The sequence below is a fragment of the Bacillus sp. SIMBA_074 genome (genome assembly GCF_046534555.1).
Classification (GTDB): domain Bacteria; phylum Bacillota; class Bacilli; order Bacillales; family Bacillaceae_G; genus Bacillus_A; species Bacillus_A mycoides.
Window position 1 is genome coordinate 1 of the sequence record NZ_JAWRYM010000003.1, and the last position, 26,473, is coordinate 26,473.

Annotated in this window: 33 protein-coding genes and 2 riboswitches; of the genes, 12 read left to right on the plus strand and 21 right to left on the minus strand. The window is 34.9% G+C overall.

Annotated features, from left to right (window positions below):
• Together SB773_RS04475 and malL are read right to left on the minus strand one after the other, a co-directional pair.
• Positions 1–440 (minus strand): helix-turn-helix domain-containing protein (locus SB773_RS04475; protein ID WP_410588789.1); only part of this gene is annotated, 440 nt, incomplete at its 3' end.
• A 73-nt stretch (positions 441–513) separates the two neighbouring features.
• On the minus strand, positions 514–2,190 hold the full coding sequence (gene malL / locus SB773_RS04480; RefSeq protein WP_410588791.1) for an oligo-1,6-glucosidase: 1,677 nt from the start codon (positions 2,188–2,190) through the stop codon (positions 514–516).
• Between the two features lie 275 nt (positions 2,191–2,465).
• On the opposite strand from malL, the gene SB773_RS04485 reads away from it, so the two are divergent.
• Positions 2,466–3,566 carry an ABC transporter ATP-binding protein gene (locus SB773_RS04485; protein ID WP_410588793.1) on the plus strand — a complete coding sequence of 367 codons (1,101 nt, stop codon included), beginning with the start codon at positions 2,466–2,468 and terminating at the stop codon, positions 3,564–3,566.
• 64 nt (positions 3,567–3,630) lie between these two features.
• On the opposite strand, the gene SB773_RS04490 is transcribed toward SB773_RS04485, so the two are convergent.
• From SB773_RS04490 to SB773_RS04500, 3 genes are all read right to left on the minus strand, one after another.
• Complete coding sequence (locus SB773_RS04490; RefSeq protein WP_410588794.1) at positions 3,631–4,140, minus strand: SDR family NAD(P)-dependent oxidoreductase; 510 nt, start codon at positions 4,138–4,140, stop codon at positions 3,631–3,633.
• Positions 4,141–4,205: 65 nt separating this feature from the next.
• On the minus strand, positions 4,206–4,304 hold the full coding sequence (locus SB773_RS04495) for a hypothetical protein (protein ID WP_002128904.1): 99 nt from the start codon (positions 4,302–4,304) through the stop codon (positions 4,206–4,208).
• A gap of 298 nt (positions 4,305–4,602) precedes the next feature.
• Positions 4,603–5,058, minus strand: a complete 456-nt coding sequence (locus SB773_RS04500; protein ID WP_410588796.1) for an RDD family protein — start codon at positions 5,056–5,058, stop codon at positions 4,603–4,605.
• A 131-nt stretch (positions 5,059–5,189) separates the two neighbouring features.
• Between SB773_RS04500 and SB773_RS04505 the strand changes: the two genes are divergently transcribed.
• Positions 5,190–5,621, plus strand: a complete 432-nt coding sequence (locus SB773_RS04505; protein ID WP_410588798.1) for a DUF3997 domain-containing protein — start codon at positions 5,190–5,192, stop codon at positions 5,619–5,621.
• 44 nt (positions 5,622–5,665) lie between these two features.
• Here SB773_RS04505 and SB773_RS04510 read toward each other — a convergent pair whose 3' ends face one another.
• Entirely contained in the window at positions 5,666–6,424 is a 759-nt protein-coding gene (locus tag SB773_RS04510; protein ID WP_002066932.1) for a hypothetical protein, read from the minus strand.
• Between the two features lie 36 nt (positions 6,425–6,460).
• On the minus strand, positions 6,461–7,189 hold the full coding sequence (locus SB773_RS04515; RefSeq protein ID WP_410588801.1) for a DUF4184 family protein: 729 nt from the start codon (positions 7,187–7,189) through the stop codon (positions 6,461–6,463).
• 146 nt (positions 7,190–7,335) lie between these two features.
• Here SB773_RS04515 and SB773_RS04520 point away from each other — a divergent pair, with 146 nt between their 5' ends.
• Together SB773_RS04520 and SB773_RS04525 are read left to right on the plus strand one after the other, a co-directional pair.
• Complete coding sequence (locus SB773_RS04520) at positions 7,336–7,605, plus strand: hypothetical protein (RefSeq protein ID WP_105589698.1); 270 nt, start codon at positions 7,336–7,338, stop codon at positions 7,603–7,605.
• Between the two features lie 10 nt (positions 7,606–7,615).
• Positions 7,616–8,341: an AAA family ATPase gene (locus tag SB773_RS04525; RefSeq protein ID WP_410588803.1), complete on the plus strand. Its 726-nt coding sequence runs from the start codon at positions 7,616–7,618 to the stop codon at positions 8,339–8,341.
• A 29-nt stretch (positions 8,342–8,370) separates the two neighbouring features.
• Here the strand turns inward: SB773_RS04525 and SB773_RS04530 are convergent, their stop codons facing one another.
• From SB773_RS04530 to SB773_RS04540, 3 genes are all read right to left on the minus strand, one after another.
• The gene (locus SB773_RS04530; RefSeq protein ID WP_002128911.1) at positions 8,371–9,546 is read right to left on the minus strand and encodes an acetyl-CoA C-acetyltransferase; all 1,176 of its coding nucleotides are present in this window, start codon (positions 9,544–9,546) and stop codon (positions 8,371–8,373) included.
• Positions 9,547–9,685: 139 nt separating this feature from the next.
• On the minus strand, positions 9,686–10,135 hold the full coding sequence (locus SB773_RS04535; protein ID WP_012261633.1) for an NUDIX hydrolase: 450 nt from the start codon (positions 10,133–10,135) through the stop codon (positions 9,686–9,688).
• A 261-nt stretch (positions 10,136–10,396) separates the two neighbouring features.
• Positions 10,397–10,690, minus strand: a complete 294-nt coding sequence (locus tag SB773_RS04540; RefSeq protein WP_002088390.1) for a DUF3928 family protein — start codon at positions 10,688–10,690, stop codon at positions 10,397–10,399.
• A 177-nt stretch (positions 10,691–10,867) separates the two neighbouring features.
• Between SB773_RS04540 and SB773_RS04545 the strand changes: the two genes are divergently transcribed.
• Positions 10,868–11,485, plus strand: coding sequence for an ImmA/IrrE family metallo-endopeptidase (locus tag SB773_RS04545; protein WP_016120760.1), 618 nt, complete (start codon positions 10,868–10,870; stop codon positions 11,483–11,485).
• 194 nt (positions 11,486–11,679) lie between these two features.
• On the opposite strand, the gene SB773_RS04550 is transcribed toward SB773_RS04545, so the two are convergent.
• From SB773_RS04550 to SB773_RS04565, 4 genes are read right to left on the minus strand one after another with little or no spacing between them, the layout of a single operon-like run.
• Positions 11,680–11,952 (minus strand): hypothetical protein, encoded by a 273-nt coding sequence (locus tag SB773_RS04550; RefSeq protein ID WP_044442785.1) that lies wholly within the window; start codon positions 11,950–11,952, stop codon positions 11,680–11,682.
• A 51-nt stretch (positions 11,953–12,003) separates the two neighbouring features.
• Positions 12,004–12,765 carry a DUF1129 domain-containing protein gene (locus SB773_RS04555; protein ID WP_410588807.1) on the minus strand — a complete coding sequence of 254 codons (762 nt, stop codon included), beginning with the start codon at positions 12,763–12,765 and terminating at the stop codon, positions 12,004–12,006.
• A 13-nt stretch (positions 12,766–12,778) separates the two neighbouring features.
• On the minus strand, positions 12,779–13,546 hold the full coding sequence (locus SB773_RS04560; RefSeq protein ID WP_410588809.1) for a DUF1129 domain-containing protein: 768 nt from the start codon (positions 13,544–13,546) through the stop codon (positions 12,779–12,781).
• Complete coding sequence (locus tag SB773_RS04565; protein ID WP_410588811.1) at positions 13,546–13,878, minus strand: PadR family transcriptional regulator; 333 nt, start codon at positions 13,876–13,878, stop codon at positions 13,546–13,548. The genes SB773_RS04560 and SB773_RS04565 overlap by 1 nt, the downstream gene beginning before the upstream one ends.
• 196 nt (positions 13,879–14,074) lie before the next feature.
• On the opposite strand from SB773_RS04565, the gene SB773_RS04570 reads away from it, so the two are divergent.
• Positions 14,075–14,851, plus strand: a complete 777-nt coding sequence (locus SB773_RS04570) for a 3-hydroxybutyrate dehydrogenase (protein ID WP_113735424.1) — start codon at positions 14,075–14,077, stop codon at positions 14,849–14,851.
• Between the two features lie 149 nt (positions 14,852–15,000).
• Here SB773_RS04570 and SB773_RS04575 read toward each other — a convergent pair whose 3' ends face one another.
• The 4 genes from SB773_RS04575 to SB773_RS04590 form a co-directional block, all read right to left on the minus strand.
• Positions 15,001–15,138 (minus strand): YvrJ family protein, encoded by a 138-nt coding sequence (locus tag SB773_RS04575; RefSeq protein WP_002066967.1) that lies wholly within the window; start codon positions 15,136–15,138, stop codon positions 15,001–15,003.
• 290 nt (positions 15,139–15,428) lie between these two features.
• Positions 15,429–16,484, minus strand: a complete 1,056-nt coding sequence (gene mtnA / locus SB773_RS04580) for an S-methyl-5-thioribose-1-phosphate isomerase (protein WP_410588813.1) — start codon at positions 16,482–16,484, stop codon at positions 15,429–15,431.
• Positions 16,481–17,659, minus strand: a complete 1,179-nt coding sequence (mtnK, locus tag SB773_RS04585; RefSeq protein ID WP_002131201.1) for an S-methyl-5-thioribose kinase — start codon at positions 17,657–17,659, stop codon at positions 16,481–16,483. The genes mtnA and mtnK overlap by 4 nt, the downstream gene beginning before the upstream one ends.
• Before the next feature lie 88 nt (positions 17,660–17,747).
• Positions 17,748–17,888: riboswitch (SAM riboswitch) on the minus strand.
• A 71-nt stretch (positions 17,889–17,959) separates the two neighbouring features.
• Positions 17,960–18,823 carry a carbon-nitrogen family hydrolase gene (locus SB773_RS04590; protein WP_113735428.1) on the minus strand — a complete coding sequence of 288 codons (864 nt, stop codon included), beginning with the start codon at positions 18,821–18,823 and terminating at the stop codon, positions 17,960–17,962.
• A 14-nt stretch (positions 18,824–18,837) separates the two neighbouring features.
• Here SB773_RS04590 and SB773_RS04595 point away from each other — a divergent pair, with 14 nt between their 5' ends.
• The 6 genes from SB773_RS04595 (at position 18,838) to SB773_RS04620 (ending at position 23,870) form a co-directional block, all read left to right on the plus strand.
• On the plus strand, positions 18,838–20,028 hold the full coding sequence (locus SB773_RS04595; RefSeq protein ID WP_410588816.1) for a pyridoxal phosphate-dependent aminotransferase: 1,191 nt from the start codon (positions 18,838–18,840) through the stop codon (positions 20,026–20,028).
• 52 nt (positions 20,029–20,080) lie between these two features.
• Positions 20,081–20,186, plus strand: a riboswitch (SAM riboswitch).
• Positions 20,187–20,250: 64 nt separating this feature from the next.
• Entirely contained in the window at positions 20,251–21,495 is a 1,245-nt protein-coding gene (gene mtnW / locus SB773_RS04600; protein WP_002167727.1) for a 2,3-diketo-5-methylthiopentyl-1-phosphate enolase, read from the plus strand.
• Positions 21,492–22,151 (plus strand): 2-hydroxy-3-keto-5-methylthiopentenyl-1-phosphate phosphatase, encoded by a 660-nt coding sequence (locus tag SB773_RS04605; RefSeq protein ID WP_060749680.1) that lies wholly within the window; start codon positions 21,492–21,494, stop codon positions 22,149–22,151. Before mtnW ends, SB773_RS04605 begins: the two co-directional genes overlap by 4 nt.
• The gene (locus SB773_RS04610) at positions 22,148–22,786 is read left to right on the plus strand and encodes a methylthioribulose 1-phosphate dehydratase (RefSeq protein WP_002128926.1); all 639 of its coding nucleotides are present in this window, start codon (positions 22,148–22,150) and stop codon (positions 22,784–22,786) included. The genes SB773_RS04605 and SB773_RS04610 overlap by 4 nt, the downstream gene beginning before the upstream one ends.
• Positions 22,764–23,276, plus strand: coding sequence for a 1,2-dihydroxy-3-keto-5-methylthiopentene dioxygenase (locus SB773_RS04615; protein ID WP_002088413.1), 513 nt, complete (start codon positions 22,764–22,766; stop codon positions 23,274–23,276). The genes SB773_RS04610 and SB773_RS04615 overlap by 23 nt, the downstream gene beginning before the upstream one ends.
• Before the next feature lie 318 nt (positions 23,277–23,594).
• Positions 23,595–23,870, plus strand: a complete 276-nt coding sequence (locus SB773_RS04620; RefSeq protein ID WP_002014891.1) for a hypothetical protein — start codon at positions 23,595–23,597, stop codon at positions 23,868–23,870.
• Between the two features lie 111 nt (positions 23,871–23,981).
• Here the strand turns inward: SB773_RS04620 and SB773_RS04625 are convergent, their stop codons facing one another.
• Genes SB773_RS04625 through SB773_RS04635 form a run of 3 tightly spaced genes read right to left on the minus strand, consistent with a single transcriptional unit; the run spans position 23,982 to position 26,333 of the window.
• Positions 23,982–24,314 (minus strand): DUF3909 family protein, encoded by a 333-nt coding sequence (locus tag SB773_RS04625; RefSeq protein WP_002014892.1) that lies wholly within the window; start codon positions 24,312–24,314, stop codon positions 23,982–23,984.
• A gap of 5 nt (positions 24,315–24,319) precedes the next feature.
• Positions 24,320–25,198, minus strand: coding sequence for an NAD(P)-dependent oxidoreductase (locus SB773_RS04630; protein WP_044442761.1), 879 nt, complete (start codon positions 25,196–25,198; stop codon positions 24,320–24,322).
• A 4-nt stretch (positions 25,199–25,202) separates the two neighbouring features.
• Positions 25,203–26,333 (minus strand): serine hydrolase domain-containing protein, encoded by a 1,131-nt coding sequence (locus SB773_RS04635; protein WP_044442759.1) that lies wholly within the window; start codon positions 26,331–26,333, stop codon positions 25,203–25,205.
• Positions 26,334–26,473 lie beyond the last annotated feature (140 nt).

The following is a 26,473-nucleotide window of genomic DNA, read 5'->3' on the forward strand; positions in this document are numbered from 1 at the left end:
TATGCATTTTCCATACGTAAACGTTCATTTTCCGCTTGTAAGGCTTCGATTGATCCTTCAACTACTGGTTTTATATTTTTATCTTTCATGGTTGGACGCCCCTTTTTCTTTGATTGTAGGGCATCCAATCCTCCTGTTTCATACGCTATTTTCCATTTCCGAAGTGTTTCATAAGACGGAATATTGAAAAGTGCCGCTGTTTCTCTGATAGATGTCCCGTGTTCATTCATATAATAAAGTACATCTAGTTTATACTGAGCTGAGTAGAATGTATAGCGCTTTTCAAAGGCCTTTTCACCTGAAGATTCATATCGTCTAATCCACTCGCGAAGTAAAACAGGAGTAACTCCTATAGATTTAGCAATTGTTTCTCCACTTTCTGAACCATCTAAATATCGTTTCACCGCTTGGATTTTTTCTTTTGAAGAAAATTTAGCCATAAAAAATGCACCTCCAATTGTTAGACCGTGTCTAACAATTGGGGTGCACTTCAGGGTGGCATAAGGCTTGTTCTTATTTCAATTTAAATACCATTGCTTCATATGGTCGTAATGTAATGTTTTCTATCGATACATTTTCTACATCATAATTGTATATTAATAACTCTAATTCACTATAAATAATGTCCTTAGGTAATTCGAATACACATTCATCTGCAGTGAAGTTTGCAATTACCAGAAGCTTTTCTTCTCCATATGTTCTTACATAAGCAAAAATAGAAGGGTTATTTTCTAGTATTAAATCATATGTTCCATACACAACTATTTCATTGTTTTTACGTAATTCAATCAATTTTTTATAGTAATAAAAAATTGATTCTTCATCTTGAATCGCCTGTTTCACGTTAATCTCTTTGTAGTTAGGATTTACCGCAATCCAAGGCTTACCCGTTGTGAATCCAGCATGTTCTCTATCATCCCACTGCATCGGAGTTCTAGCATTATCTCGGCCCTTTATATATATAGACTGCATCACTTTATCTATATCTTCGCCGCGCTCTATAACTTTTTCTTTATACATATTTAGTGTTTCAATATCTCGATATTCATCAATTGATTCAAATCGAACATTGGTCATTCCGATTTCTTCTCCTTGATAAATATATGGTGTTCCTTTCATCATATGAAGTACTGTCGCTAACATTTTTGCTGATTCAGTATGATAAGCCCCATCATTACCAAAACGAGATACAACGCGAGGCTGATCATGGTTATTCCAATAAAGGCTATTCCATCCTGTTTGTTCTAATGCTTTTTGCCACTTTGTTAAATTTTGTTTCAAAGTAAGGAGTGAGCATGGTTTTACATCCCATTTTCCACCTTCTCCTGAATCTAAATCCATATGTTCAAATTGGAATACCATTTGTAATTCTTCTCGTTCTTCTCCAGTATACAATTTAGCCTCTTCTGTCGTTACACCAGGCATCTCACCAACCGTCATAATATCATAATGAGACAATACTTCTTCATTCATTTCATGCAGATATTTATGAATGTTTGGGCCGTTCATAAAATGTTTATGACCTGAAACGTATCCCTCTTCATCCGTTTCAACAGCTGGTAAGCCTTCTTCTTTAGAAATAAAATTAATAACATCCATACGGAACCCATCAATTCCTTTTTCTAACCAAAACTTCATCATGTCATAAACATCTTGTCTTACCTTTTCATTATCCCAGTTTAAATCTGGCTGTTTTTTAGAAAATAGATGTAAATAATATTCATCTGTCATTTCATCATACTGCCATGCAGATCCACTAAAAGCGGCTCCCCAGTTATTCGGCTCTTTTCCTTCTTTTCCAGGACGCCATATATAATAGTCTCTATATTTATTATCTTGCGATTTACGTGATTCAATAAACCAATTATGTTCATCGGAAGTATGATTAACAACTAAGTCCATCATAAGTTTCATATTACGTTTATGCATTTCATGTAATAGTTCATCCCAATCTTCCATTGTTCCGAACTCGTTCATAATTTTACAATAATCACTTATATCGTAACCATTATCATCATTTGGAGATTCATAGACTGGCGATAACCAAATTACATCAATACCTAATTCTTTTAAGTAGTCTAGCTTCGCAAGAATACCACGAAGATCACCTATACCATCACCGTTACTATCCATAAAGCTACGAGGATAAATTTGATATACTACACTTTCTTTCCACCATTGTTTTTCCATTATGCTACCCCATTTCATCTATACTATTGATTCTTTTGTCTTTTTAAGGCGCAAACGTTTTCATTACTGAATGATAACAGATTCCATCCGAATTTAAAATAGCGCTTACAATATTTATTTTCTTTTTCTAATAAAACATGTGAAACTTATTATATATTCATAGGAATAATGAAAACGTTTTATTTTTTTATAGTGTTTTTATTTCTTTTTTGAATCTATTCGTTTATAATAAATTCAAAGAAAACGTTTGCATAAACTTTCTAGGGGGAAATATCATGGCAGAACTTAAATTAGAAAATATTTATAAAATATATGATAATAACGTAACAGCCGTAACAGATTTTAACTTACACATTCAAGATAAAGAATTTATCGTATTCGTTGGTCCTTCTGGCTGTGGAAAATCTACAACACTACGAATGGTAGCTGGACTTGAAGATATTTCAAAAGGAGAATTTTCAATTGATGGTAAGCTAATGAACGATGTTCCTCCAAAAGATCGAGATATCGCAATGGTCTTCCAAAACTACGCTCTTTATCCACATATGAGTGTGTACGATAATATGGCATTTGGATTAAAACTTCGAAAAATACCGAAAGATGAAATCGACCGTCGAGTGAAACATGCAGCTCAAATTTTAGGGCTTGAACAATATTTAGATAGAAAACCGAAAGCTTTATCAGGTGGACAACGTCAACGTGTTGCATTAGGTAGAGCAATCGTTCGAGACGCAAAAGTCTTCTTAATGGATGAACCCTTATCAAACTTAGACGCTAAACTACGTGTTGCAATGCGATCAGAAATTTCTAAATTACACCACCGCCTTGGCACAACAACAATTTATGTAACACATGATCAAACTGAGGCAATGACAATGGCCTCACGTCTTGTTGTTATGAAAGACGGAAAGATTCAACAAATCGGAACTCCGAAGGAAGTATATGAAACACCCGAAAACATTTTCGTTGGTGGATTTATCGGCTCACCAGCAATGAACTTCTTCCGTGGTACATTAACTGAAACCGATTTCGTTATAGATAATTCGTTAAAAATCAAAGTATCTGAAGGAAAAATGAAATTATTACGTGAACAAGGTTATGTAAATAAAGAAATCGTTTTAGGCATTCGCCCTGAAGATATTCATGATGAACTATTATTTTTAGAAGCTTCACAATCTACTACTTTCACAACAAAAATTGAAGTTGCTGAGTTATTAGGTGCTGAATCTATTTTATATATGAAACTCGGAAATCAAGATTTTGCAGCACGTGTGGATGCAAGACATACGTTTTCACCTGGTGATCAAATTAATCTTGCATTTGATATGAATAAAGCACATTTCTTTGACACTCAAACCGAACAACGTATTCGCTAATAAAATTATCTTTAATATAACATACAAAAAAACCGTCCACATATATTGAGGGCGGTTTTCATTATTATACTAGGGCTTCTACTGTATGAAATGATTGTCCTTTCGTGCCAATAATGCCGAAAATCGGTAAATCACTAAGCACCACTTCTTCTTGCTGTTTCATAAAAGATGACGTTAATTGTTTTATCTCTATCCAAACGTCATTAATACAAAGTACATTGGAATCGTTCTCTTGTTGGTGGGAAAAAATAGAATCTATTTTATACAAACCAGCATTTTGAAAAAGCATATCAATGCGACTGAATGCATTCAAAGTAACACTGATAACTCGTTGCCAATCTCCTTGCCTTTCCATATCATAGGATACAAAAAGCGCTTCTCCGCCTAGATTCGTAATTTCTTCCACTGTTGCTTGTCCACTTTCTTGATCAATGTCCGTCACAATTAATTTTGCGCCTTGTTTAGCCAACAAAAGAGCTGTATTACGTCCAATACCGATGCCACCGCCAGTTACGATAGCAACTTTTCCTGCAAGCTTCATGTTCATTACCCCTTCTATAAGTCTTACCGTCATTCAGTATACTCTTTTATTAGATTAGTCCGCAAGCAGGAAAAGTTCACTCCACAACTTGTAAGCGGTTACTTTTTTGTTTCTTTTTTTTTCTTACTATTATATTGATCAAAGGTTAAACCAATAAAAATAAGAATTCCCCAAAATATTAAGCTACCTCCAGTCATTCTAAATCCCCCTTTGTTATATAACGATATTATTTATATCTATTATATCATTCTCTTAATTTTCAATCTATTTAAAACGAAAATAGGATGTTTGAATTAGCTACCGCTTCTTTAAACATCCATCAATAATATGGAGGGTATTATATAGGAAATATCCGCCCTATATCAATTCCATTTATCTAATTTTCCAAAAAATAAGATAATGATGGAATTTTTCATGAAATTAAAAATAAGACTTTTTATATACAAACAATAAAAAGTCTTATTTCATTAGTAGCACGTATACTCTAAATATTAATTATACAAGACTCATCACTTTTGTCTTTGCAATTAAATCATGGAAGCCATAATTATCTTTGCGGAATAACATCATATATACATTGCATATTAATGGAACTCCAAGTAATAATATGCTTGGTAATAATAATACCAAAAATCGTATTATTAATGTTTGTAACGTTAGTTTTTCACTTGTTAACGAGATTATTTTTGTTCTTGTTACCTTTTTACCAAGTGTAGAACCGTTCCAAAGAAAAGGTAACAGAATAAAATTTATAGCCATTAATACGAAAACAAGTGTAAGGTCATATCTATAGTCACCTAAACTTATATTAAAACGATTAAAAATAGCACTATAGTTTCCTGTAATAATAGCTACTACTGCACCGTACGTAACCGAGATTAAAAACATGTCAATAAGGGAAGCACCTATGCGATTCATTACAAGCGCTGGACGATGCATCTTTAACTTCATTTTGTGTCGACTCCTTCATATCCTTCTTTACCCGTTTCATCGTACCACTTCTAAAAAACATTGTAAACTAGCGTTTCGCTTACTTTTCTTGTACAATGTGTTACAACAGCATTATAAAGGAGGTTCCCATATTGAAAAGATGGATAATCCTATTTGCCGCACTCTTATTAACAGGTTGCACAGGCAATACAAACCATTTAACCTATACAATTAACGATGAATATGAACTCATACATACTTCTGGAGATGCATTTGAACTTTTCCCATCGCAGGATGCTGTATATGCTACACAATACATCCCTGCAAAAATTACAGAAATTGCTTGGGACGATAAATACATTATCACAAAGCAAATTGAGGAAAAATTAGATCCAAATAATCCTGACGCAGCAATTACAAATAAAAAAAGTGAACATTATTGGATTATCGATGTAAAGCATAATAAACGATTTGGTCCTTATAATGAAAAACAATTTAACGAGCAAAAAGATGCTTTTAAAATTACAGTGCCTTTTCAAAGTGTAGATTCATATGTGAAAGAGCTAAAAAAACAGTCAGCATAACTTTTTATGCTGACTGTTTTTACTTAAATTATTATAAAGACACTTTATTTAGAGAGTGAAATATTAAAAGTTTGCGGTTCTTTAACAGCTTCATTTGTGTCTCCTGCTGCTAAATCATCTGTCGTAAACTTAATATCCTTTACTTTTTCTTTTCCATCATCAAGTATTAAACCGATAATTCCTTCTCGTGTCTCACCAGGCCTATAATCTTCCCTTGAAACACTCTTTGTACCAACGAGCGTATCTTCATCATATAAAAAGTTTTGAGTCGCTACATTAAAATGTTGTTTGTCATTTATAGCAACATCATTCATAGAGAAAAATTGCATGTTCTTATCTCCACTATTCTCTACCTTATATGTAATTTCAACATACCGAATCGTATCGCTAATCTCTGTTCCACTTAACGATGCATATAATTCAGCATCTTCTTGACTCACTTTATCTCCCAATCTACGCTTTACTTCTTCAGGAGTTAATGCAGTATACACTTTCAATGTATTTTTTGCCTCTTTGCTCATTTGTGATAATGAGATAACTTTAACATCTTGTACGTGAATTTTCATTGGGGCTACTTCAAATGTCTGATTCACAGAATGAATCTGTTCTAATTCAAATGTCCCCCACCCTTTTTCTTTCACTTTTTGTCCTACTTTTTTAAGCTCACGCCCACCATACTCTTTTGTTTCTGGAATAGATTCTTTCTTTTTAGGTTCTGCCTTCTTTTCTTCTTGCTGGAAGCAACCACTTAACATAAGAAGAAAACTGCATAAAACAAAAATACTTTTCCATGCTTTCATCATTTAATTTCTCCTAACACTATCATTCATTAATATAAATTAGTCCCTTGATTTGTAAACTATAGAAACAATAAGAAGTCCACAAAACGAACTTGTCAGTCCAGATACTATTATACCTCCTATTTGGAAAATATGAAAATAGGGGTCTAATAACGCGTGAACGATAAATATAATGGCCGCCACAACGATAGATGAAGCCCAATATTTCTTTTTTTCCGCAGTTAAACTAGTATCTTGATCAGTTTCCCTCCTATATTTCCATAGTACATATATTAGTAATAGTAGACCAAAACATGTACTCCCATGCTGTAAAAATTTATAAATTGGAATACTATATACTTCTTGCTGTAACAGCGGCATTTCCATAACAAAATAGCCTGTCTTATGAGTAAAAGCATCCCAAACGACATGCGTCACCATACCGAATAAAGCAGAATAGCAAAATACAAAAAAATTCTTCCAAGTATACAGCCCCCACTTCGCATCTACTACATATTTATAGTAACTAGCAAAAGGCTTAGGTAAATGTGTTATAAACGGTCCTTTTAAAATACGATGATATGCATATGCTAATAAAAAAACGAGTGGTAAATTCAAATAGAAGAAACCAGCCCATGTATGGCCAATAATACCGTATGGCCTAAAATATAAAAAATATTCAAAATCAGGTGCCATACTACCTAATATAAGAGCCGTCACCGAAATATAACTAGAATGTTTCTTAGCAAAAGGGAGCACAGCTGCTGGATGTGCGAATGTAAACGGCATATTAATACTCCTCTTCATATTTCCAATAGAATACATACTATCATAACGACATGAATAATCTCTATGCAATATTTATTTTCACATTGGAATATGATAGTTTAAATGTTATAATTCACATAAAATATTCAGAAAATAAGGGGGATCACGTGTCGTTAACACTTGTATTTTTTCTTGTTCTGTCTACCTTGTTTTTAAGTACATACATTGGCTTCTTTCTATGGAAGCACTTGAAAATTATAAAATATATGCCTGCCCTCTTTGGTTTTATGAGCGTTCTTTTCATTTTCATATGGAAGAGAATGACTTTCGGCTGGGAAGGTCTCGGTTTTGGCGCACTTCAATATACAGTACTATTAGCAAGTTGTATTACATTAGTATTTGCCGCTTTTTTAGAATCAAAATCCGTTATGAATTGAGGTTTATATATTGATTGACGTACCCTTTTTAAAAAATGTCACATTAAAAAAAGAAAATATCCCTAGCTTTTCCGCATATCCTTACTGTCTACCCGCTATTCGAACTTTGCAAACACTAGCTTTCCACCCAAATGTAACATTCATTATTGGAGAGAATGGGACAGGTAAATCAACATTACTGGAAGCAATTGCAATTGCTTTAGGTTTTAATGCAGAAGGTGGAACGAAGAATTTCCGTTTTAGCACAAACGATTCCCATTCATCTTTACATGAATATCTTCGAATTTCAAAAAGTTTCAATACACCAAACGACGGTTTCTTTCTTCGCGCTGAATCATTTTATAACGTTGCTTCTTATATCGATGAAATAGATGCTATAAAATCTTATGGCGGCGTTTCACTTCACGAACAATCACACGGCGAATCCTTCTTCTCATTATTTATGAATCGTTTTTCAGGACAAGGTTTATACATTTTAGATGAGCCTGAGGCAGCTTTATCCCCAATGAGACAACTTTCAATGCTCATTCGCATGCACGAACTAGCTGAACAAGGTTCACAATTTGTTATCGCAACGCATTCTCCCATTTTAATGGCTTATCCTGAATCTACTATATACTCTTTAACTCAAGAAGGAATTCACGAATCGACATTAGAAGAAACGGAGCATTACCAAACGACGAAACTTTTCTTTGAAAATCGCGATCGATTATTTCATCACTTATTTGAGTCATAAAAAAAGAGGCAGCAATCGCTGCCTCTTTTTTATAATGCTTCTATAAATAAAGCTACTCCAATACCGCCTCCAACGCATAGAGAGGCAATACCTTTCTCTAATCCACGTCTTTTTAATTCGTGAATTAAACTTACCGTAATACGAGCTCCCGTACAACCAATTGGATGTCCAAGTCCTACACCACTACCGTTTACATTCACTTTTTCACGGTCTAACCCTAACTCTTTCTCTACAGCTAGGTATTGTGCAGCGAAAGCTTCATTAATTTCAAGTAAATCTGCATCTTCTAATGACCAATCTACTTTTTCTAATCCTTTGCGAATTGCTGGTGCTGGTCCAATACCCATAATTTTTGGATCTACTCCCGCTACTGAATATCCAACAATTCGAGCTAACGGTTGTAAGCCTTTTTCTTTTGCTTTTTCTTCGCTCATTAATACTAGAACTGCACTTCCGTCATTAAGACCAGATGAATTCCCTGCAGTTACTGATCCGTCTTTACGGAAAGCTGGTTTTAATCCTGCTAATTTTTCAGCTGTAATATCTGCACGTGGATGTTCATCCTTCGCAAATACAACTTCTTTTCTACGTTCTTTTATTGTAATAGGAACAATTTGATCGTCAAAGTATCCAGACTCCATCGCTTGCAGCGCTAATGTATGACTACGAAGCGCAACTTCATCTTGTTCCTCTCTTGTAATTTCATATTGTTCAACTAAATTTTCCGCTGTTTCACCCATCATAATATGGTGAATCGGATCTTCTAAAACTTCCCACACCGTATCACGAATTTCTCCGTGCTGTAGACGTTGTCCCCAGCGGTGTTGTTTCAATGCATAAGGGCTCGAGCTCATTGCTTCTACTCCACCTGCAACAACAATATCACTTACACCTAATTGGATTTGCATTGCAGCAGACATAATTGCTTGCATACCTGAAGAACATTGACGTTGAATTGTATAACCAGTAACTGTGTCAGGAAATCCTGCCGCTAATGCAGCTGTTCTTGCCGTATTTGCTTCATCAGTTCTTTGAATACAATGACCTAAAATTACTTCATCAACTTCATGTGGCTCTACTCCGCCTCTTTTTACAGCTTCCTGAAGTACAGGAACAGCTAATTCTACTGGTGTTATATTTTTTAGTGCTCCTCCGAAAGTTCCAATTGGTGAACGAACTGCAGCTGTAATGACAACATTATGCATTTTGTACTTGCCCCTCTCTTATGTACCCTAGTAAGTTTTTAGGTGAAATTCCATAAGTTGTATGTCTAAAATTATCATACTATAAACATACCAAAAAATCAAAATATTTAATATAATAAAAATAGAAGGAATTAACCTTCTATTCTGTCAATGCGTATAAGAATTTTTGTAATATCTTCTCTGTCGTTTCATTCAATTTTGGTAACTTATCTACTGGAAAATATTGAAGTTCTAACCCTTCATGATCGAGCTTTAATTCTCCGCTTACATGATGTGCCTGATACAGATGAATCACATTAAAAATTTCATCTCCATTTGGATAACGGAAATAAACTTCCTTTCCTGAAAGAACGCCAAGAAATTGCATAATTTTCGCGTTTAGTCCCGTCTCCTCGAATAATTCTCTACGAGCAGTTTCTTCTGTCGTTTCTCCCAGTTCCATTGCCCCACCAGGTACGCCCCAATCATATGTATCTGAACGATATTGAAGCAATACTTCTTGATTATCATTTAATATAATAATTGCTGATCCTACTAAAATAAGTGGTCTCGTACCAACTACTTTGCGTAACTCTTCAATATACCCCAATATGTAAACTCCCCTTTCCTCACCCTTCCTTATCATAACAAAATTCTCTTTCTTTTGTTGCTGTAATTTTCAATAAAAAAGGAAGCTTCCACTTCCTTTTTTTACCGTTATCCTGCTATTTGCGGGCGGTAAGACCCCTACCTCAAAATTCAGCGAAAGTAAAGAAGTTAGGTGGGGATCGGGCTGCCCATAAAAGCCCGATTGGTGAGGGCTGATAATCAGTGGGGGATGAACAAAACCCCCACTGATTAAAGTTTCACTTTATTTCTTAAAGCTTTCGTATTTTACAACTTCAAAAGCTTCTTCAATTTCCTCATTATGATAATGGACATATGTAAAACGTCCTAATTCTACTAATCTAGCTATTTCTTGCAATGCTTTATGCTGATCATATGTTTCTTCAATTGTAATATGTACATAAAACTTCATTAATGGATGTTCATATAAAGGTTCTCCCACCTCTACATATACATCTTCAACCCCTTGCACAACTCTTACATAGCTCGCAAATTGATACAGAGCTTCTCTGTCTGAAACGATTTTTAATGTATACATATATTCTCCCCCTTTTCTTTACTATATCAAAAAGATGACCATACTACGTTATAGAACTATGAAATTTTTTCGACTTATAGTCTATATATTCGTGTAATAAACAAGGCGTTTATCCATACATAGGACCTTTCCCCCACATATATTATAGAAAGAATTTTTTCATTTGAGGTGTTCCTTATGAATTCATACGTTAATATATGTGTTTGCATTACTCCAGGCGCCGATATTTCTGACGACCGTATTGCAAAAGATTTAGCAGTTGCAGAATCAATTTGGCATCCCATTACATTTAAAATTAAAGAAGTAATTGTACTAAACGAGCTTTTCCGTTTTTCTAATCGGGAAATTAGTTATAAAAACTCCATTCAAAGTCAGGAAAAATTATCATCTTTTTTTCAAACTTGTGTTAACGAAGCTCCTGAATGCGACCTTTATATTTGTTATATTGGTAGTGATTATTTCAAAGAAACCGCAGTAATCGCTTGCGCTTACTCTCTAGCGAAACAACAACAACTTACTGGTTACATCGTTTTAACAAACTCAGCTGCTCCAATGAAAAATATATACACCCTCGCTCACGAAATTGGTCATATTTTATTTACAAGACGAATTCATGGAAAACTTACGCACGCAGATCCCCACTCTCCAACCGGTTCTGAACATCACCATTCACCATCGAACCTTATGTACCCTATAGTCCCTAGCCCTAATAACGTTCACATCAATTCATTATTAACAAATGAACAAAAAGCGCTCTCTTTACAAAGTCCTTTATTACAAAGAAAAAAACAGTAACGATATTGTTACTGTTTAAAACAATATATTCAAATCAACAAACCAGATTTCGGCTGCTAGAAATAAAGTGAAACTATAATCAGTGGGGGTTTTGTTCATCCCCCACTGATTATTAGTTGAACCAATCGGGCGTTTACGGGCAGTTGATCTCCCACCTAACTTCTTTGCTCCATCCGAATTTTGAGATGGGAGTTTTACTGCCCGTTAATGCGGGATAAAAACATACAACTAAAGATAAACGTAATCCCTCTAAAAATCCCTATATAATATTTCTTTGGAAATACTTTTTTGCATATCCAGAGCAGCCCTTTTCCTATTAAACCGAAGAACAAAACATAACCCGATGTGTCATCTAGTAAAGTATCGAAATAGTCATCATGTACCTTTTTCGAAAAGGTAGTATATAGCCCAAAAATCGTTAAACCTAAAAATACAATAGACAATATACCTAGAAATATACTTTGCATATTTGTTCCCCCCTTAATAAAAAATTCAGTTCGTGCACTATTAATATAAAGCTAGCTTACAGTTTTTTTCTCCTCATTTTGCAAAGACCATCGCATTAATACATACAAACTTCCGTACAGAAGTAAAGGCTCTAATATTCCCCAATATGGGTTTTGCTTCCCTAATTCTTTAAATACAAACATAATTAATAGCGGTACGATAACAGCTAATATTCCAATCCATCCAAGTATAAAAACTTCACCAATTAACAACATTAATAAGACAATTCCAGCTAGTATATAACTTTGCATAGTAGTTAATTGCAATACAGGTGTCCCATACCATTTATTCATAAACATTAATAATACTAGTAATAAAATTGGTAGCAAAGCTGCTACATAAATAATGCTAAATTCTTTTATTTTGCTTTTAAATGATGACATCTTAAAAGCAAAAATAATACACACAATAGTAATCATTAAAACAATTGGATACCCAATCAATTGTACATTCGTTAATGTAAATTCATGATTCGGACTTTCAAATAAAATATTTGTAAGTAACCAATATCCACCTATCCCAATTATCATTCCTAAAATAGTCTTTATACTCCCGCTTTTATCCTTCTCCATCTCTTTTGCCAATTCTTCCGCATACGCTTTTGGCGAATCACCAAATATATCACTTACCGTCTTTCCTTTTTTCTCACCTTCTATTAAATGTAGCTCTGCATCCTCTAAAAAAGCATCTACATCTCCTTCTTTAATTCCCTTCGTAATTAAATACACTTTCGTATCAATTAAAAACTTTTCTCCCTCTTTAGAAACTTGCATTAAAACCCCTCCCTTAATTAACCGTTTCTCTTCTATTCGCCTTCATCATAATTTCAAGGAAGATTAAAATAAACAAACTTCCGTATAAACATATAATTTGAAATAACATTGGCACGAGATCTTCCGATGTGAACGTTTTAAACACTAACATAATAGAAAGCGGAATAATTAAATATAAATTTTTAAACCATCCTTCAAAATATATATTTATAGCTACCGTGAGGATAAAGATCCCTCCAGCTAATATATAACTTTGGACTAGAGTCAACGTAAACATCGTTGTAGGATATATCATATCTAATATCGGAACTGCTCCTAATAAAAACATTGGCGCTATCATGACTAAAAACCACATTGAAAACCACGTTTTTGTAAAGCTTGTTACAAAGGTCATTTTACGAAGTAGAAAATTAGGACCCATTACAGCTACGATCAATGTAAAACTATAGCCAATACACTGAATAAGTGAAATCTGTAGAATTCCGTTATTCACTATTAAGATAGAAGCAATAATCCAAAACGATACGATATTCATTACCGTAAAACCAATTTGCTTCCACGTTTCCTGTCTATCCCTTTCCATTACTTTTACAAGTTCATTTGCATATTCTTTCGGTGAGCTTCCGAAAATATCTTCTACACTTTTTCCGTCACCCTCACCTTCTATTAAATGCAACTCTGCATCTTCTAAAAAGCTTTCAATATCGCTTTCTTTCACACTCTTTGCAGTTAAAAATAATCTCATATCTAATAAAAAATTTCGCGCTTCATTTGATAACATTATTTTTTTCTCCCCTTCCCTTCAAGTAGACGCTCTACACTACTTTGCATCGCTTCCCAGCGATCCATAAATTCATCCAGTGCTTCCTCGCCTTTTTCTGTTAATGTATAATATTTTCGCTTTGGACCAGATGGAGATTCCTTCATTACACTTGTTATTAATCCTTCCTTTTGTATTCGTATTAATAACGGATAAATACTTCCCTCACTCGCCATTGTGAAACCATACTTCGCTAATCTTTCACTCATTTCATAACCGTATATTTCACCTTCAGAAATAATAGCAAGTAAGCATCCTTCTAAAATCCCTTTCAGCATTTGACTTGTCGACATATTTCAAATCCTCCCACTATCTTGTTTTACAAGATAGATAAGCGTAAGTATCTTGCTTTACAAAATAGTATAGCAAACGCTACTTTGCAAAACAAGATAGCTAGCAATATTTTTCCAAATGTTTGCAGGAATTTTATTATCACCTCTCTAAATAGAGCAATAAGAGAACTTTTATTATGAAGGAGTGTTTTTCATCATGGTTACAAATCGAGTTGTCTTTTTAACAGGTGCTGCGAGCGGTATTGGTTATGAAATGGGAAGTGCTTTTGCCAAAGAGGGTGCTAAAGTTGTCATTAGTGATCGTCTTGAAGAACGTGCGAAAGAAGCTGCTGAACAATTGCAAAAAGAAGGCTATCAAGCCATTGGTTTAAAATGTGACGTTACATCTGAAGAAGAAATTACAGCAGCAATTTCTCAAACAATTACTCACTTCGGCTCATTAGATGTATTAATTAACAACGCAGGAATGCAACATGTTTCACCGATTGAAGATTTTCCAACTGATAAATTCGAGCTTCTTATTAAAATTATGCAAATCGCTCCATTTATCGCCATCAAACATGCCTTTCCGATTATGAAAAAGCAAAAATATGGTCGTATTATTAATGTTGCTTCGATTAACGGACTTGTTGGATTCGCTGGAAAAGCTGCCTATAATAGTGCGAAACATGGTGTAATTGGATTAACAAAAGTTGCTGCTTTAGAGGGAGCAACTCATGGAATTACTGTAAATGCTCTTTGTCCCGGATATGTTGATACCCCTCTTGTACGAAATCAACTACAAGACTTAGCAACTACGCGAAATGTACCACTTGAAAATGTTTTAGAAGATGTCATTTATCCTCTTGTACCACAGAAACGTTTGCTACAAGTACAAGAAATTGCTGATTATGCTATGTTTTTAGCGAGTGAAAAAGCAAAAGGTATAACTGGTCAAGCCGTCGTTATCGATGGTGGTTATACTGCTCAATAAAGTGAAACTTTAATCAGTGGGGGTTTTGTTCATCCCACTAATTATTAGCCTTCACCAATCGGGCTTTTACGGGCAGTTAATGCGGGATAAAAAATAAAGTTTGCTCTTCGCGAGCAAACTTTATTTTACTTTCTATCGCGAGGATCTTTCTACTTTAGTAATTGTTTAGGGAGTTTCTCAATTGCAACAATCACTCCGTCTAATTTATTTTCAATCCGATGGAGTAAATATAATGTTACAACAATTGGAAAGCCCACATTACCTATCATCCCGATCCACTCTTCCATCTTTCTCTCCTCCCTTCATTACATAAATAAGAGGAAACGAAGACTTAAGGCATAAAAAACAAGCTATTTTTTATTAGCTTGTTTTTTAACTACTCAGCCATACATTTCATTTTTCAGCATATAGATTGCTACCATGAAGATACAAATGGTCCTACACCTTGCTACCTTTCTTTGTTTTAAAACGTTGCGCGTGGTAGGAACAGGCACTTACCGCTCCTATACATAGCCAGTCCCTCTCGACCATTTAAAAACATGCTTTTCTACCGTTTTTTTATATAGCGACTGAGCAGTTAGCTTATTTTTTTAAATAATGATGTAATTTTTTGCTTATAATCTCCACGTAAAATACCTTTCTCAGTAATAATCCACGTAATTAATTCATGCGGTGTTACATCAAATGCAGGGTTAAATACAGGCGTTCCAAGTGGCGCCACTTGTTTCCCAAAAATTTTCGTAACTTCTGTTTCATCTCTTTCTTCAATGACAATTTCAGCACCTGTTTGTTTCGTAGTATCAAATGTAGATAACGGTGCTGCAACGTAAAATGGGATACCGAAATACTTTGCTAATATAGCTAAATTTAATGTTCCTATTTTATTAGCAGTATCACCGTTTTCAACGATTCGATCTGCCCCTACGATAATCGCATTAATTTCTTTCGTTCGAATTGCATGTGCTGCAGTATTATCCGTAATAAGCGTTACATCAATGTCTGCTTGTTTCAATTCCCATGTCGTTAAACGGCCACCTTGTAAAACCGGCCTCGTTTCACACGCATACGCATGTAAACGCACACCCTTCTCTTTCCCAATATAAAATGGGGCTAATGCTGTTCCATATCTAGCAGTTGCAATACTTCCAGCGTTACAAATTGTTAAAATTTTATCACCGTCTTTAAAACATGTTAAAGCATGTTCTCCAATACTTCGGCACACCATTTCATCCTCTTGCTGAATATGAAGCGCTTCTTCTTCTAATATTTTTTGAGCTTCTTTTATTGTAGTAATCTCTCGAATAGATTCTCTCATACGATCGATTGCCCAAAATAAATTGACTGCTGTCGGGCGTGATGTTCCTAAATAGTTACAATCTCTATTAAACTTCTTCTGAAACTCATAGATATTTATAGCATCGTATTTCTTTGCCGCAAGCGCCAAACCAAACGCAGCTACAATTCCAATTGCAGGCGCTCCTCGTACTTCTAACATAATGATACTTTTCCATACATCTTCAATATTCGTTAATGTTTTGTATTCAGTGAAATGCGGCAACTTTGTTTGATTTAATACTGCAATTGCATCGCCTTTCCAACTTACAGATCTCGGAATAGTAATAATTGTACTCATGCTTTTACGCCTCCAACTGTCTGTTGAAATAATGTTCGAAACAGTTGAATATCAGCACCCTTGGCTTCATATTTTATTAGTTCTCTACCTAAGGATAACGCTTGTTTTTTAGCTTGAATTCTATTTTCTTTATTTGCTATCCCATCTAAATCCGCTACATGAGCTAAGCCAATTGTTCTACGAATCAGTTCACATCCGGCAAATCCGACGGCATCAGTAAAGATATTTTGCAAAATAATTGGTAACCATTGTTTTTCTTTCGTATATGCTTCTACACCTTCGCCAATCCATAACTTCGTAAAGTTTTCTACAAAATAACTCCATGTCTTTTCTATATGGAAAAATAGTACACTTCTCTTTTCTTCTTCTCTAGATAAAGCATTTAATAATAGATTTGCAATAAATTGACCGATATCAAATCCAAATGGACCGTACGTTGCAAATTCTGGATCGATCACTTTCGTTTCAGAAGGTGATGAAAAAATACTACCAGTATGTAAATCACCATGAATAAGCGCTTCTTTTCTCGTTAAAAACTTATATTTATATTGTGCTACTTTTAGTTTTAAAGTTTTGTCACTCCAAAGTTCATCAATCACTGACTGTAAATCTGACTCATAATCATTCGTATCATAATGTCCAAACGGATCCGTAAAAACTAAATCTTCTGTAATTTTACTAAGGTCTGGATTTACAAATGTACCTTCTAGTACCCTTTTCTCTTCTGACTGTAAACCGAAATCTGAAGTATAAAACAAAACATGTGCTAGAAAACGACCGATATGCTGGGATAAAAGTGGATATCCTTCTCCATCTATTAATCCTTTTCTTGTAATTGTTAGTCTTGATAAGTCTTCTATTACTGTAACTGCTAACTCTTCATCATGACTGTACACTACCGGAACATAATCTGGCACATACTTCGCAAAAATTTGTAATGCTTTACTTTCAATCGTCGCTCTTTTTATAGACAGTGGCCAGCTCTCACCAACTACTTTCGCATATGGCAGTGCTTGTTTTATTATAATAGACTTCTCTCCATCATCTAATTTGAACACGTAATTTAAATTTCCATCTCCAATTTCATGACAAACTACATTTGCTTTCTTTTCAAAATAACCGTGTTCTTTCGCATATTGTATAGCTGTTGTTTCAGTTAATGAATAATATCCCATCGTCTTCTCCTCCTTTTCATTCAGAGGTTTTTCTAAAATAGAAAAACCCCTTTCCACAAAGAAAGAGGTTTGAAGTTTATCTTCTCCCCTCTTATCTGCCAGAAAGTTTACTTTCTGCTGGAATTAGCACCGTGCCTTTTGGCGTCATAAACGCCCCATTTCACAATGGTATTACGGTCGGTTGCTGGGCTTCATCGGGCCAAATCCCTCCACCTGCTCTTGATAAGAGTTTTATAATTTTTAGAATTTTTAACTTTATGATGAAGACTATACCAAGAATAAAAATCACTTGTCAACATTTTATTTGTATAATTCTGGACGACGATCTGCAAAAACTGGAATTCCTTTACGTACCTCTTTAATTTTCTCGAATTTAAGTTCTCCAAATAAAATTGATTCCTCTTCATTTGCCTCTACCACAACTTCACCCCAAGGATCCACAATTAGAGAATGACCTGCAAACTCATTATTCGGATCCTTTCCTGCTCTATTGCACGCAACAACATAACACTGATTTTCAACTGCTCTCGCCTGTAAAAGCAAACGCCAATGTGCTAAACGTACTAATGGCCATTCTGCTACAACAAATAAAACTTTTGCACCTTTAGCAGTATGAACGCGCATCCACTCTGGAAAACGAATATCATAACAAATTGTACCAGCACACTCTACATCATCTAACTTAAATTCACCTGTCTCATTACCAGCAACTAAATATTTATGTTCATCCATCAGCTGAAATAAATGTACTTTACTATATTCATTGACTAGATTCCCTTCATTGTTTACAACATACATTGTATTTGTAACCCCTTGCTCTGTTTGCTTTGCTATGGAACCACCAACAATATGTACACCATATTGCTTCGACCATTCTTTCAACTTTTCTTTCGTTTCTAATCCATCCGTATCTGCAATTTTAGAAAGTCTCGTTAAATCATATCCTGTTGTCCATAGTTCTGGTAAGACGATAACATCTGGTCTTTCTTTCATCGCTTCACTTATTTTTTTTTTAGCGTTCTCAATATTTTTTTCTACATCTCCAAAGACAATATCCATTTGAATACATGCGACTTTCATTTTTTCAGCCCCATTCTCATTTTTTTCTTTACAAAATACTGGAAAGATTATATCATTTGTCACTAGAATTGTAACAACTTTCAAAAGAGGTGGAAAGTATGAAATTATTTCAACCTTCTGAGATAGTAACATCATTGCCAACACAATTTTTCGCTTCACTTGTTGCAAAAGTTAACAAAGTCGTTGCAGCTGGTCACGATGTTATTAATCTAGGTCAAGGTAATCCAGATCAACCAACACCGCAGCATATCGTTAAAGCTTTACAAGATGCTGCTGAAAAGACCATTCATCATAAATATCCGCCATTTCGCGGACACGAAAGCTTAAAAGAAGCCGTGGCAACATTCTATCAACGTGAATATGATGTAGTAGTAAATCCAAAAACTGAAGTTGCTATTTTGTTTGGCGGAAAGGCTGGATTAGTAGAATTACCAGTTTGTTTTACAAACCCTGGTGATACTATTCTCGTTCCAGATCCAGGCTATCCAGATTATTTATCAGGAGTTGCTTTAGCAAAAGCACAATTTGAAACAATGCCGCTTATTGCAGAAAATAATTTTTTACCGGATTATACAAAAATTGATGACTCTGTTGCGGAGCGAGCAAAGTTAATGTTTTTAAACTATCCAAATAACCCTACCGGTGCTACTGCATCAAAAGATTTTTTTGATGCAACCATTCATTTTGCTAATAAACATAATATATTAGTTGTTCATGATTTCGCTTACGGTGCTATCGGATTCGATGGTCAAAAGCCTGTTAGTTTCTTGCAAGCAGACGGCGCTAAAGATACAGGTATTGAGATTTACACTTTATCGAAAACTTTCAATATGGCTGGATGGCGTATTGCTTTTGCAGTAGGAAATGCAAGTGTCATCGAAACTATTAACCTATTGCAAGATCATATGTATGTTAGTATTTTTGGTGCAGTTCAAGATGCTGCCCGCGAAGCACTATTAGGCTCGCAGTCTTGTGTGGTAGATCTTGTTAATAGTTATGAATCTCGGAGAAATGCTCTTATTTCAGCTTGTCACTCAATTGGTTGGAAAGTAAACATTCCAACAGGATCATTCTTTGCATGGCTTCCTGTTCCAAAAGGATATACATCTGAGCAATTTTCTGACATTTTACTAGAAAAAGCACACGTTGCAGTTGCTCCTGGTGTTGGATTTGGTGAGCACGGCGAAGGGTATGTCCGTGTTGGTCTCTTGCATACAGAAGATAGATTACGAGAAGCAATTAATCGAATTGATAAATTAAATTTTTTCAAAAAGTCATTGACAACATAAAAAATATCTGACAAAATTCAGTTATCTTAAAAATTTAAACATTTCTAAATACTTCTTATCAAGAGCAGGTGGAGGGACGAGCCCGACGAAACCCGGCAACCGATCTACAATTGTAGACACGGTGCTAATTCTCGCAGCGTTACGCTGACAGATAAGGAGCTGGTTGTAAAAAAACCTCTCCTTAGCTGAGAGGTTTTTTTATTTAACTAGGAGGTTATAACAATGAGCGGAATTATAGCGACATATTTAATCCACGATGATTCTCACAACTTAGAAAAGAAAGCAGAACAAATTGCAATCGGTTTAACAATTGGTTCATGGACTCATTTACCACACTTATTACAAGAACAATTAAAACAACATAAAGGCAATGTCATTCATATTGAAGCGTTAGACGAACAAGAACATATTAACTCTTACCTTGGCAAAAAAGTATCACGTGGACTCATTAAAATTCATTATCCATCGCTGAACTTTAGCCCTGACTTACCAGCCATTTTGACAACAACATTTGGAAAACTTTCGTTAGATGGAGAAATTAAACTAATTGATTTAACATTCTCAGACGAATTAAAGAAACAGTTCCCTGGACCAAAATTTGGAATTGAAGGCATCCGAAACCTTTTACAAGTTCAAGATCGACCTCTTCTAATGAGTATTTTCAAAGGGATGATAGGACGGAATATTGGATATTTAAAAACTCAACTACGCGATCAGGCAATTGGAGGCGTAGATATTGTAAAAGATGATGAAATTTTATTCGAAAACTCATTAACACCACTTATAAAAAGAATTGAATCTGGGAAAGAAGTTTTACAATCTGTATACGAAACTTACGGGCATAAAACTTTATACGCAGTAAATTTAACAGGTCGAACTTATGATTTAAAAGAAAACGCGAAACGTGCGGTGGTAGCTGGAGCAGACATTCTTTTATTTAATGTATTTTCTTATGGATTAGATGTACTGCAAGCACTTGTAGAAGACGATGAAATTCCAATTCCTATTATGGCACACCCTGCTGTAAGTGGCGCATATTCATCATCGAAACTATACGGTTTCTCTTCTCCATTACTACTTGGAAAATTACTACGTTACGCTGGTGCTGATTTCTCTTTATTCCCATCACCATACGGCAACGTTGCATTAGAAAAAGAGGAAGCTCTTCTCATTACAGAAGCATTAACTGAGGAAGACCACTATTTCAAGAAAAGTTTTTCTGTTCCATCTGCTGGAATTCATCCTGGTTTCGTTCCCTTTATTTTACGAGATTTTGGTAAGGATGTTGTTATTAATGCCGGCGGCGGGATTCATGGGCATCCAAATGGAGCTCAAGGTGGTGGCAAAGCTTTCCGTGCTGCAATTGAAGCTACTTTACAAGGTAAACCACTCCATGAAGTGGATGAAATAAATTTGCATAGCGCACTACAAATATGGGGAAATCCTTCTCATGAGGTGAAATTATGAGTATTCAAGTATTTTGTGATTTCGATGGTACGATTACAAATAACGATAATATCATGTCCATTATGGAAAAATTCGCACCACCAGAAGCAGAGGAAATAAAGCAAAAAATTTTATCGCAAGAACTTTCTATTCAAGAAGGTGTTTCTCAATTATTTCGATTAATACCTATTAATCTACACGATGATATTATTCAGTTTTTACAAGAAACTGCTGAAATCCGTACAGGTTTTCATGAATTCATACAATTCATTAATGAAAATAACATTTCCTTTTACGTTATATCAGGTGGAATGGATTTCTTCGTCTATCCACTCTTACAAGAAATAATCCCTAAAGAACAAATTTATTGTAATGCAACTGACTTTTCAGGAGAATTTGTTGAAGTGAAATGGCCGCACCCTTGTGACAAGCAATGTCAGCATAGTTGTGGTCTCTGTAAATCATCATTAATTCGTAAACTAAGCTCTAAAGATGATTTTCATATTGTGATTGGAGATTCTATTACTGATTTACAAGCAACAAAACAAGCAGATAAAGTATTCGCCCGTGACTTCCTTATTACAAAGTGTGAAGAAAATCGTATTGCTTATACACCGTTTGAAACATTTCACGATGTTCTAGCTGAACTAAAACATTTGTTGGAGGTGAAATTATGAAACAACTTTTTCGTCAATGGTATGACTTAAGTGAAATTAAAAAAGAATTAACAACTCGGAATTGGTTTCCAGCAACGAGTGGAAATATTTCTATAAAAGTCAGTCATGATCCCCTTACTTTTCTTATTACAGCAAGTGGCAAAGATAAAACAAAAACCACTCCAGATGATTTTTTATTAGTAAATCATCAAGGAGTTCCCGTTTTAGAAACTGAGTTACGCCCTTCGGCAGAAACAATATTGCATACACATATTTATAACAATACGAACGCCGGGTGCGTACTTCATGTTCATACAACTGATAACAATGTCATCACAAATTTGTATAGTGATGCAGTCACCCTTCAAAATCAAGAGATTATTAAAGCTCTTGATATTTGGGAAGAAGGTGCAACGATTAACATTCCTATTATCGAAAATGATGCCCATATCCCGACGCTTGGAGAGAAATTCCGAAAGCATATACAAGGAGATTCAGGAGCAGTATTAATTCGAAACCATGGCATTACCGTATGGGGCCGTGATAGCTTTGATGCAAAAAAAAGATTAGAAGCTTATGAGTTTTTATTCCAATTTCATATAAAATTATTATCAATTCAAGGAGGCGTTTCTAATGGCGCAAATTCGTATTCATGAGGAAAATACTCGTATTGAAAATGAAGTAGAAGTATCAAACTTTCTACAAGGAGAAGATGTTTTATATGAGAAATGGAATATTTCTAAACTTCCTACTCATTTAAAAGAAAATTACTCCTTAACAGATGAAAACAAAGCTGAAATATTAACGTTGTTTTCAAAAGAAATTGCTGATGTTTCAGAGCGCAGAGGTTATAAAGCATATGATGTGATTTCACTTTCAAATAGCACACCTAACCTTGACGAGTTATTAATTAATTTCCACAAAGAACACCATCATACTGACGATGAAGTTCGCTTTATTGTCAGCGGTCATGGCATCTTCGCTATTGAAGGAAAAGATGGTCGATTCTTTGACGTTGAACTCGAGCCTGGTGATCTTATATCTGTGCCTGAAAATGCAAGACACTATTTCACCTTACAAGATGATCGCCAAGTTGTAGCTATTCGTATTTTTGTTACAACAGAAGGTTGGGTTCCAATTTATTAAGGTAGCTAGTTGAATAAAAGAACTTGGAACCCCTTTTCCAACCTTTTATTCACTCTACATATATACATCCTCCTATGGACCAGGCTTATTTCATAACATTGAAGTAAGCCTGATTTTTTATTTACTAAAATGATTTGTCCCTTTCGTTTGTTCAAATCAACTATATCGAATCACAATTCCACTTTATCAAGTACATTCCGGAATATTTTTTGAACATTTATTGAACTTTTTTTGAATTTTTCTGAAAATTCTGTTTTACGTATGATATACTACAACTAATAAGAAGGAAAATAATATTGCAAACAGAGGGGGATAATCATGAGTTTACTTATCGCACTTATACTAGGAGTTACATGCGGAGCTATTCCTGTCATTTTAGGAGCTATTATGGAAGAATTAGAAGTTGGTGTTTTAGGTTTTGTTGCATCATGTGTAAGCGCTTTATTTTTCGGTTTATATGGTGCTATTCCTGTTTCTATTCTGTGCGCATTTTATATACTACGCCACGCTCGTGCGAAACAGCTCGGCCCTAATCACATTGCCCAAGTTATTCCATTCCCTATTGAACGATGCCGCCGCGCTTCCAGCCTATAAAGTGAAACTTTAATCAGTGGGAGTTTTACTGCCCACAAATAGCGGGATAAATTATCCAACTTAAATATTATGCCTGCCTAAATAAATAAAAAGTCCTCAAATGAGGACTTTTTATTTATTTTCTTCTAGAAATTGAAACAATTCTTGCAAATGAAGTGCATCTTCACTGTAGCTAACGGATACATGACATGTCCCTTCAATCTCAGCATGCATATAAAGGACAATTCCATCCCGATCATATTTCAATGCCAAATAAAACTCCATTTCCTCTAACATCTTTTTCGAGCTTCGGATAACATAATGCCCTTTCTCATCTCTTCCATATTCAAAATCTGGTCCAAAATCGTATTTTTGTTTAAAAGCTTCTTTTTGCTTATCATTAATCTGTACACAAGTTGCTCGCTGCACAGCATCAATCATCTCGTCAAACTTTTGGAGATCCATTCCATTTACCCCCTTATATACTTTTTGTATAATACTTGTGTTCCGCTATTCTCTTTTCCATCTGCGATTAGCTCTTCATACAATTCCTTCGCTAGGGTTAAACCCGGTACTGGTAATTGTAATTTTTCAGCTTCATCTAAAGCAATCTTCATATCTTTCATAAAATGCTTTACATAAAAGCCAGGTTCAAAATCTCCTTTTAACATTCGAGGAGCTAAATTACTTAATGACCAGCTACCTGCTGCTCCTGTCGAAATACTCTCTAATACTTTATCTGCATTAAGTCCAGCCTTTTTCGCATATGCTACCGCTTCACATACGCCTATCATGTTAGAAGCAATTGCTATTTGATTGCACATTTTTGTATGTTGTCCACTCCCAGCAGGGCCTTGCAACTGAATATTTGTTCCTAGTTTTTCAAATAGAGGTAAGCAAATATCATATATTCTGTGCTCTCCACCAACCATAATTGCTAGTCTTGCTTCTTTAGCCCCAATGTCCCCGCCAGATACTGGTGCATCTAATGTATATATATTCTTGCTTTTCGCAACTTCATTAATACGTTTTGCCAATGTTGGTGTAGATGTTGTAAAGTCAATTGCTATCGTACCTTCATTTGCATGTTCTAAAATTCCATCAATCCCAAAGTACACTTCCTCTACATCATGAGGATAACCAACCATCGTCATAACAACATCAACTTGCTTTACTAACGCTTTCGGTGTATCACACCAAGTCGCACCCTCTTGCACTAAAGAAGCTGCCTTCGCTTTCGTTCTATTATATACATATACTTTATGACCGCCTTGCATTAAATGATGTACCATACTTTTTCCCATTACACCAATACCGATGAAACCTATTGATAAATTTTTATTCTCCATCTTCTCATCCCCTTTGTTCTAATAAATCATTTACCATCTTCCGAAATTCCTTATTAAAATCATCATCCAAACTATTCTTCACATTTGAGAATAAAATAACAAACGTTCCTTTTTCTTTATTGAAATTATTAAACGTATTCCAACCAGATAATACACCATGGTTATGGAAAAAATCAGGATATATGTAAAAGCTAAATGCATATTTCCTCTCTGCTGAAGGTGTAAACATCGCTTGTATGCTTTGTTCAGAAAGAAGCTTCCCATTTATAATCGCTTCATCTAATTTTTTCATATCCCCTACTGTCGTATACATCTCACCCGATCCATATAACCAGTCCATTCCTAATTTTTGCGCTGGTACAAGATCTTGGTCTTTCTTCACATAACCCTTCGTGAAGCTTTTATCTCCAGGTACCATATTTCCCATACCCGATTCATGCATCTCTGCTTTTGTAAATATATTCTCCTTTATGTAATCTCCTAAAGGCTTTTTCGATATACTTTCTATAATAAAAGCAAGCACCATATAATTATAATCTGTATACCTCCAACCTGTTCCTGGAGGAAATTCTACATTTTGACGTCCAATCCAATTAATTAACTGTAAACGGGAGGCTGCATTCACATTTCCTTTGGCATGTTCAGGCAAACCAGAGGTATGTGTTAATAAATGATATAACGTGATATTTTTATCTGCTGGAAATGAAGGAATGTATTTATTTACATTATCTTGGATATTTAACTTCCCTTGTTCTTGTAACTGTAGAATGGATGTAGCAACAACTGTTTTCGTAATAGAACCGATACGATATTTTGTTTGAGGCGTATTTTCTATTTTATTTTGAACATCAGCATATCCATATCCTTTATTCAATATAACATGCTCTTTATCTGTCACCAAAACGGTCCCATTAAATTGCTTTCCTACTAAATACTGATCTAACTTTTGAGATATACTAGCATAATCAATTTTTTGTACTTCTTCTATATTATCCTGTACCTCTGACTCAATAGCAGGAGTTACCTTTGTTGTTAATACTGCTTGTTCCTTTGGATCGGGACTATAGAGAAAATAGTATACTCCGCCGCAAACTACAGCAGACAGTGAAGCCATAACCATTATTTTTTTTATCATATTGTTCCTCCGTAATTACTTCATGTGAACTACCCACCACTTAGTCTCTCTTGCGAGCTTACTTGAAGTGGGAGCTTCTCGGTTAAAATGGTCCCCCATATTCTATTATCAAGTAATAAAAAAAAATCGCAACAATTTGT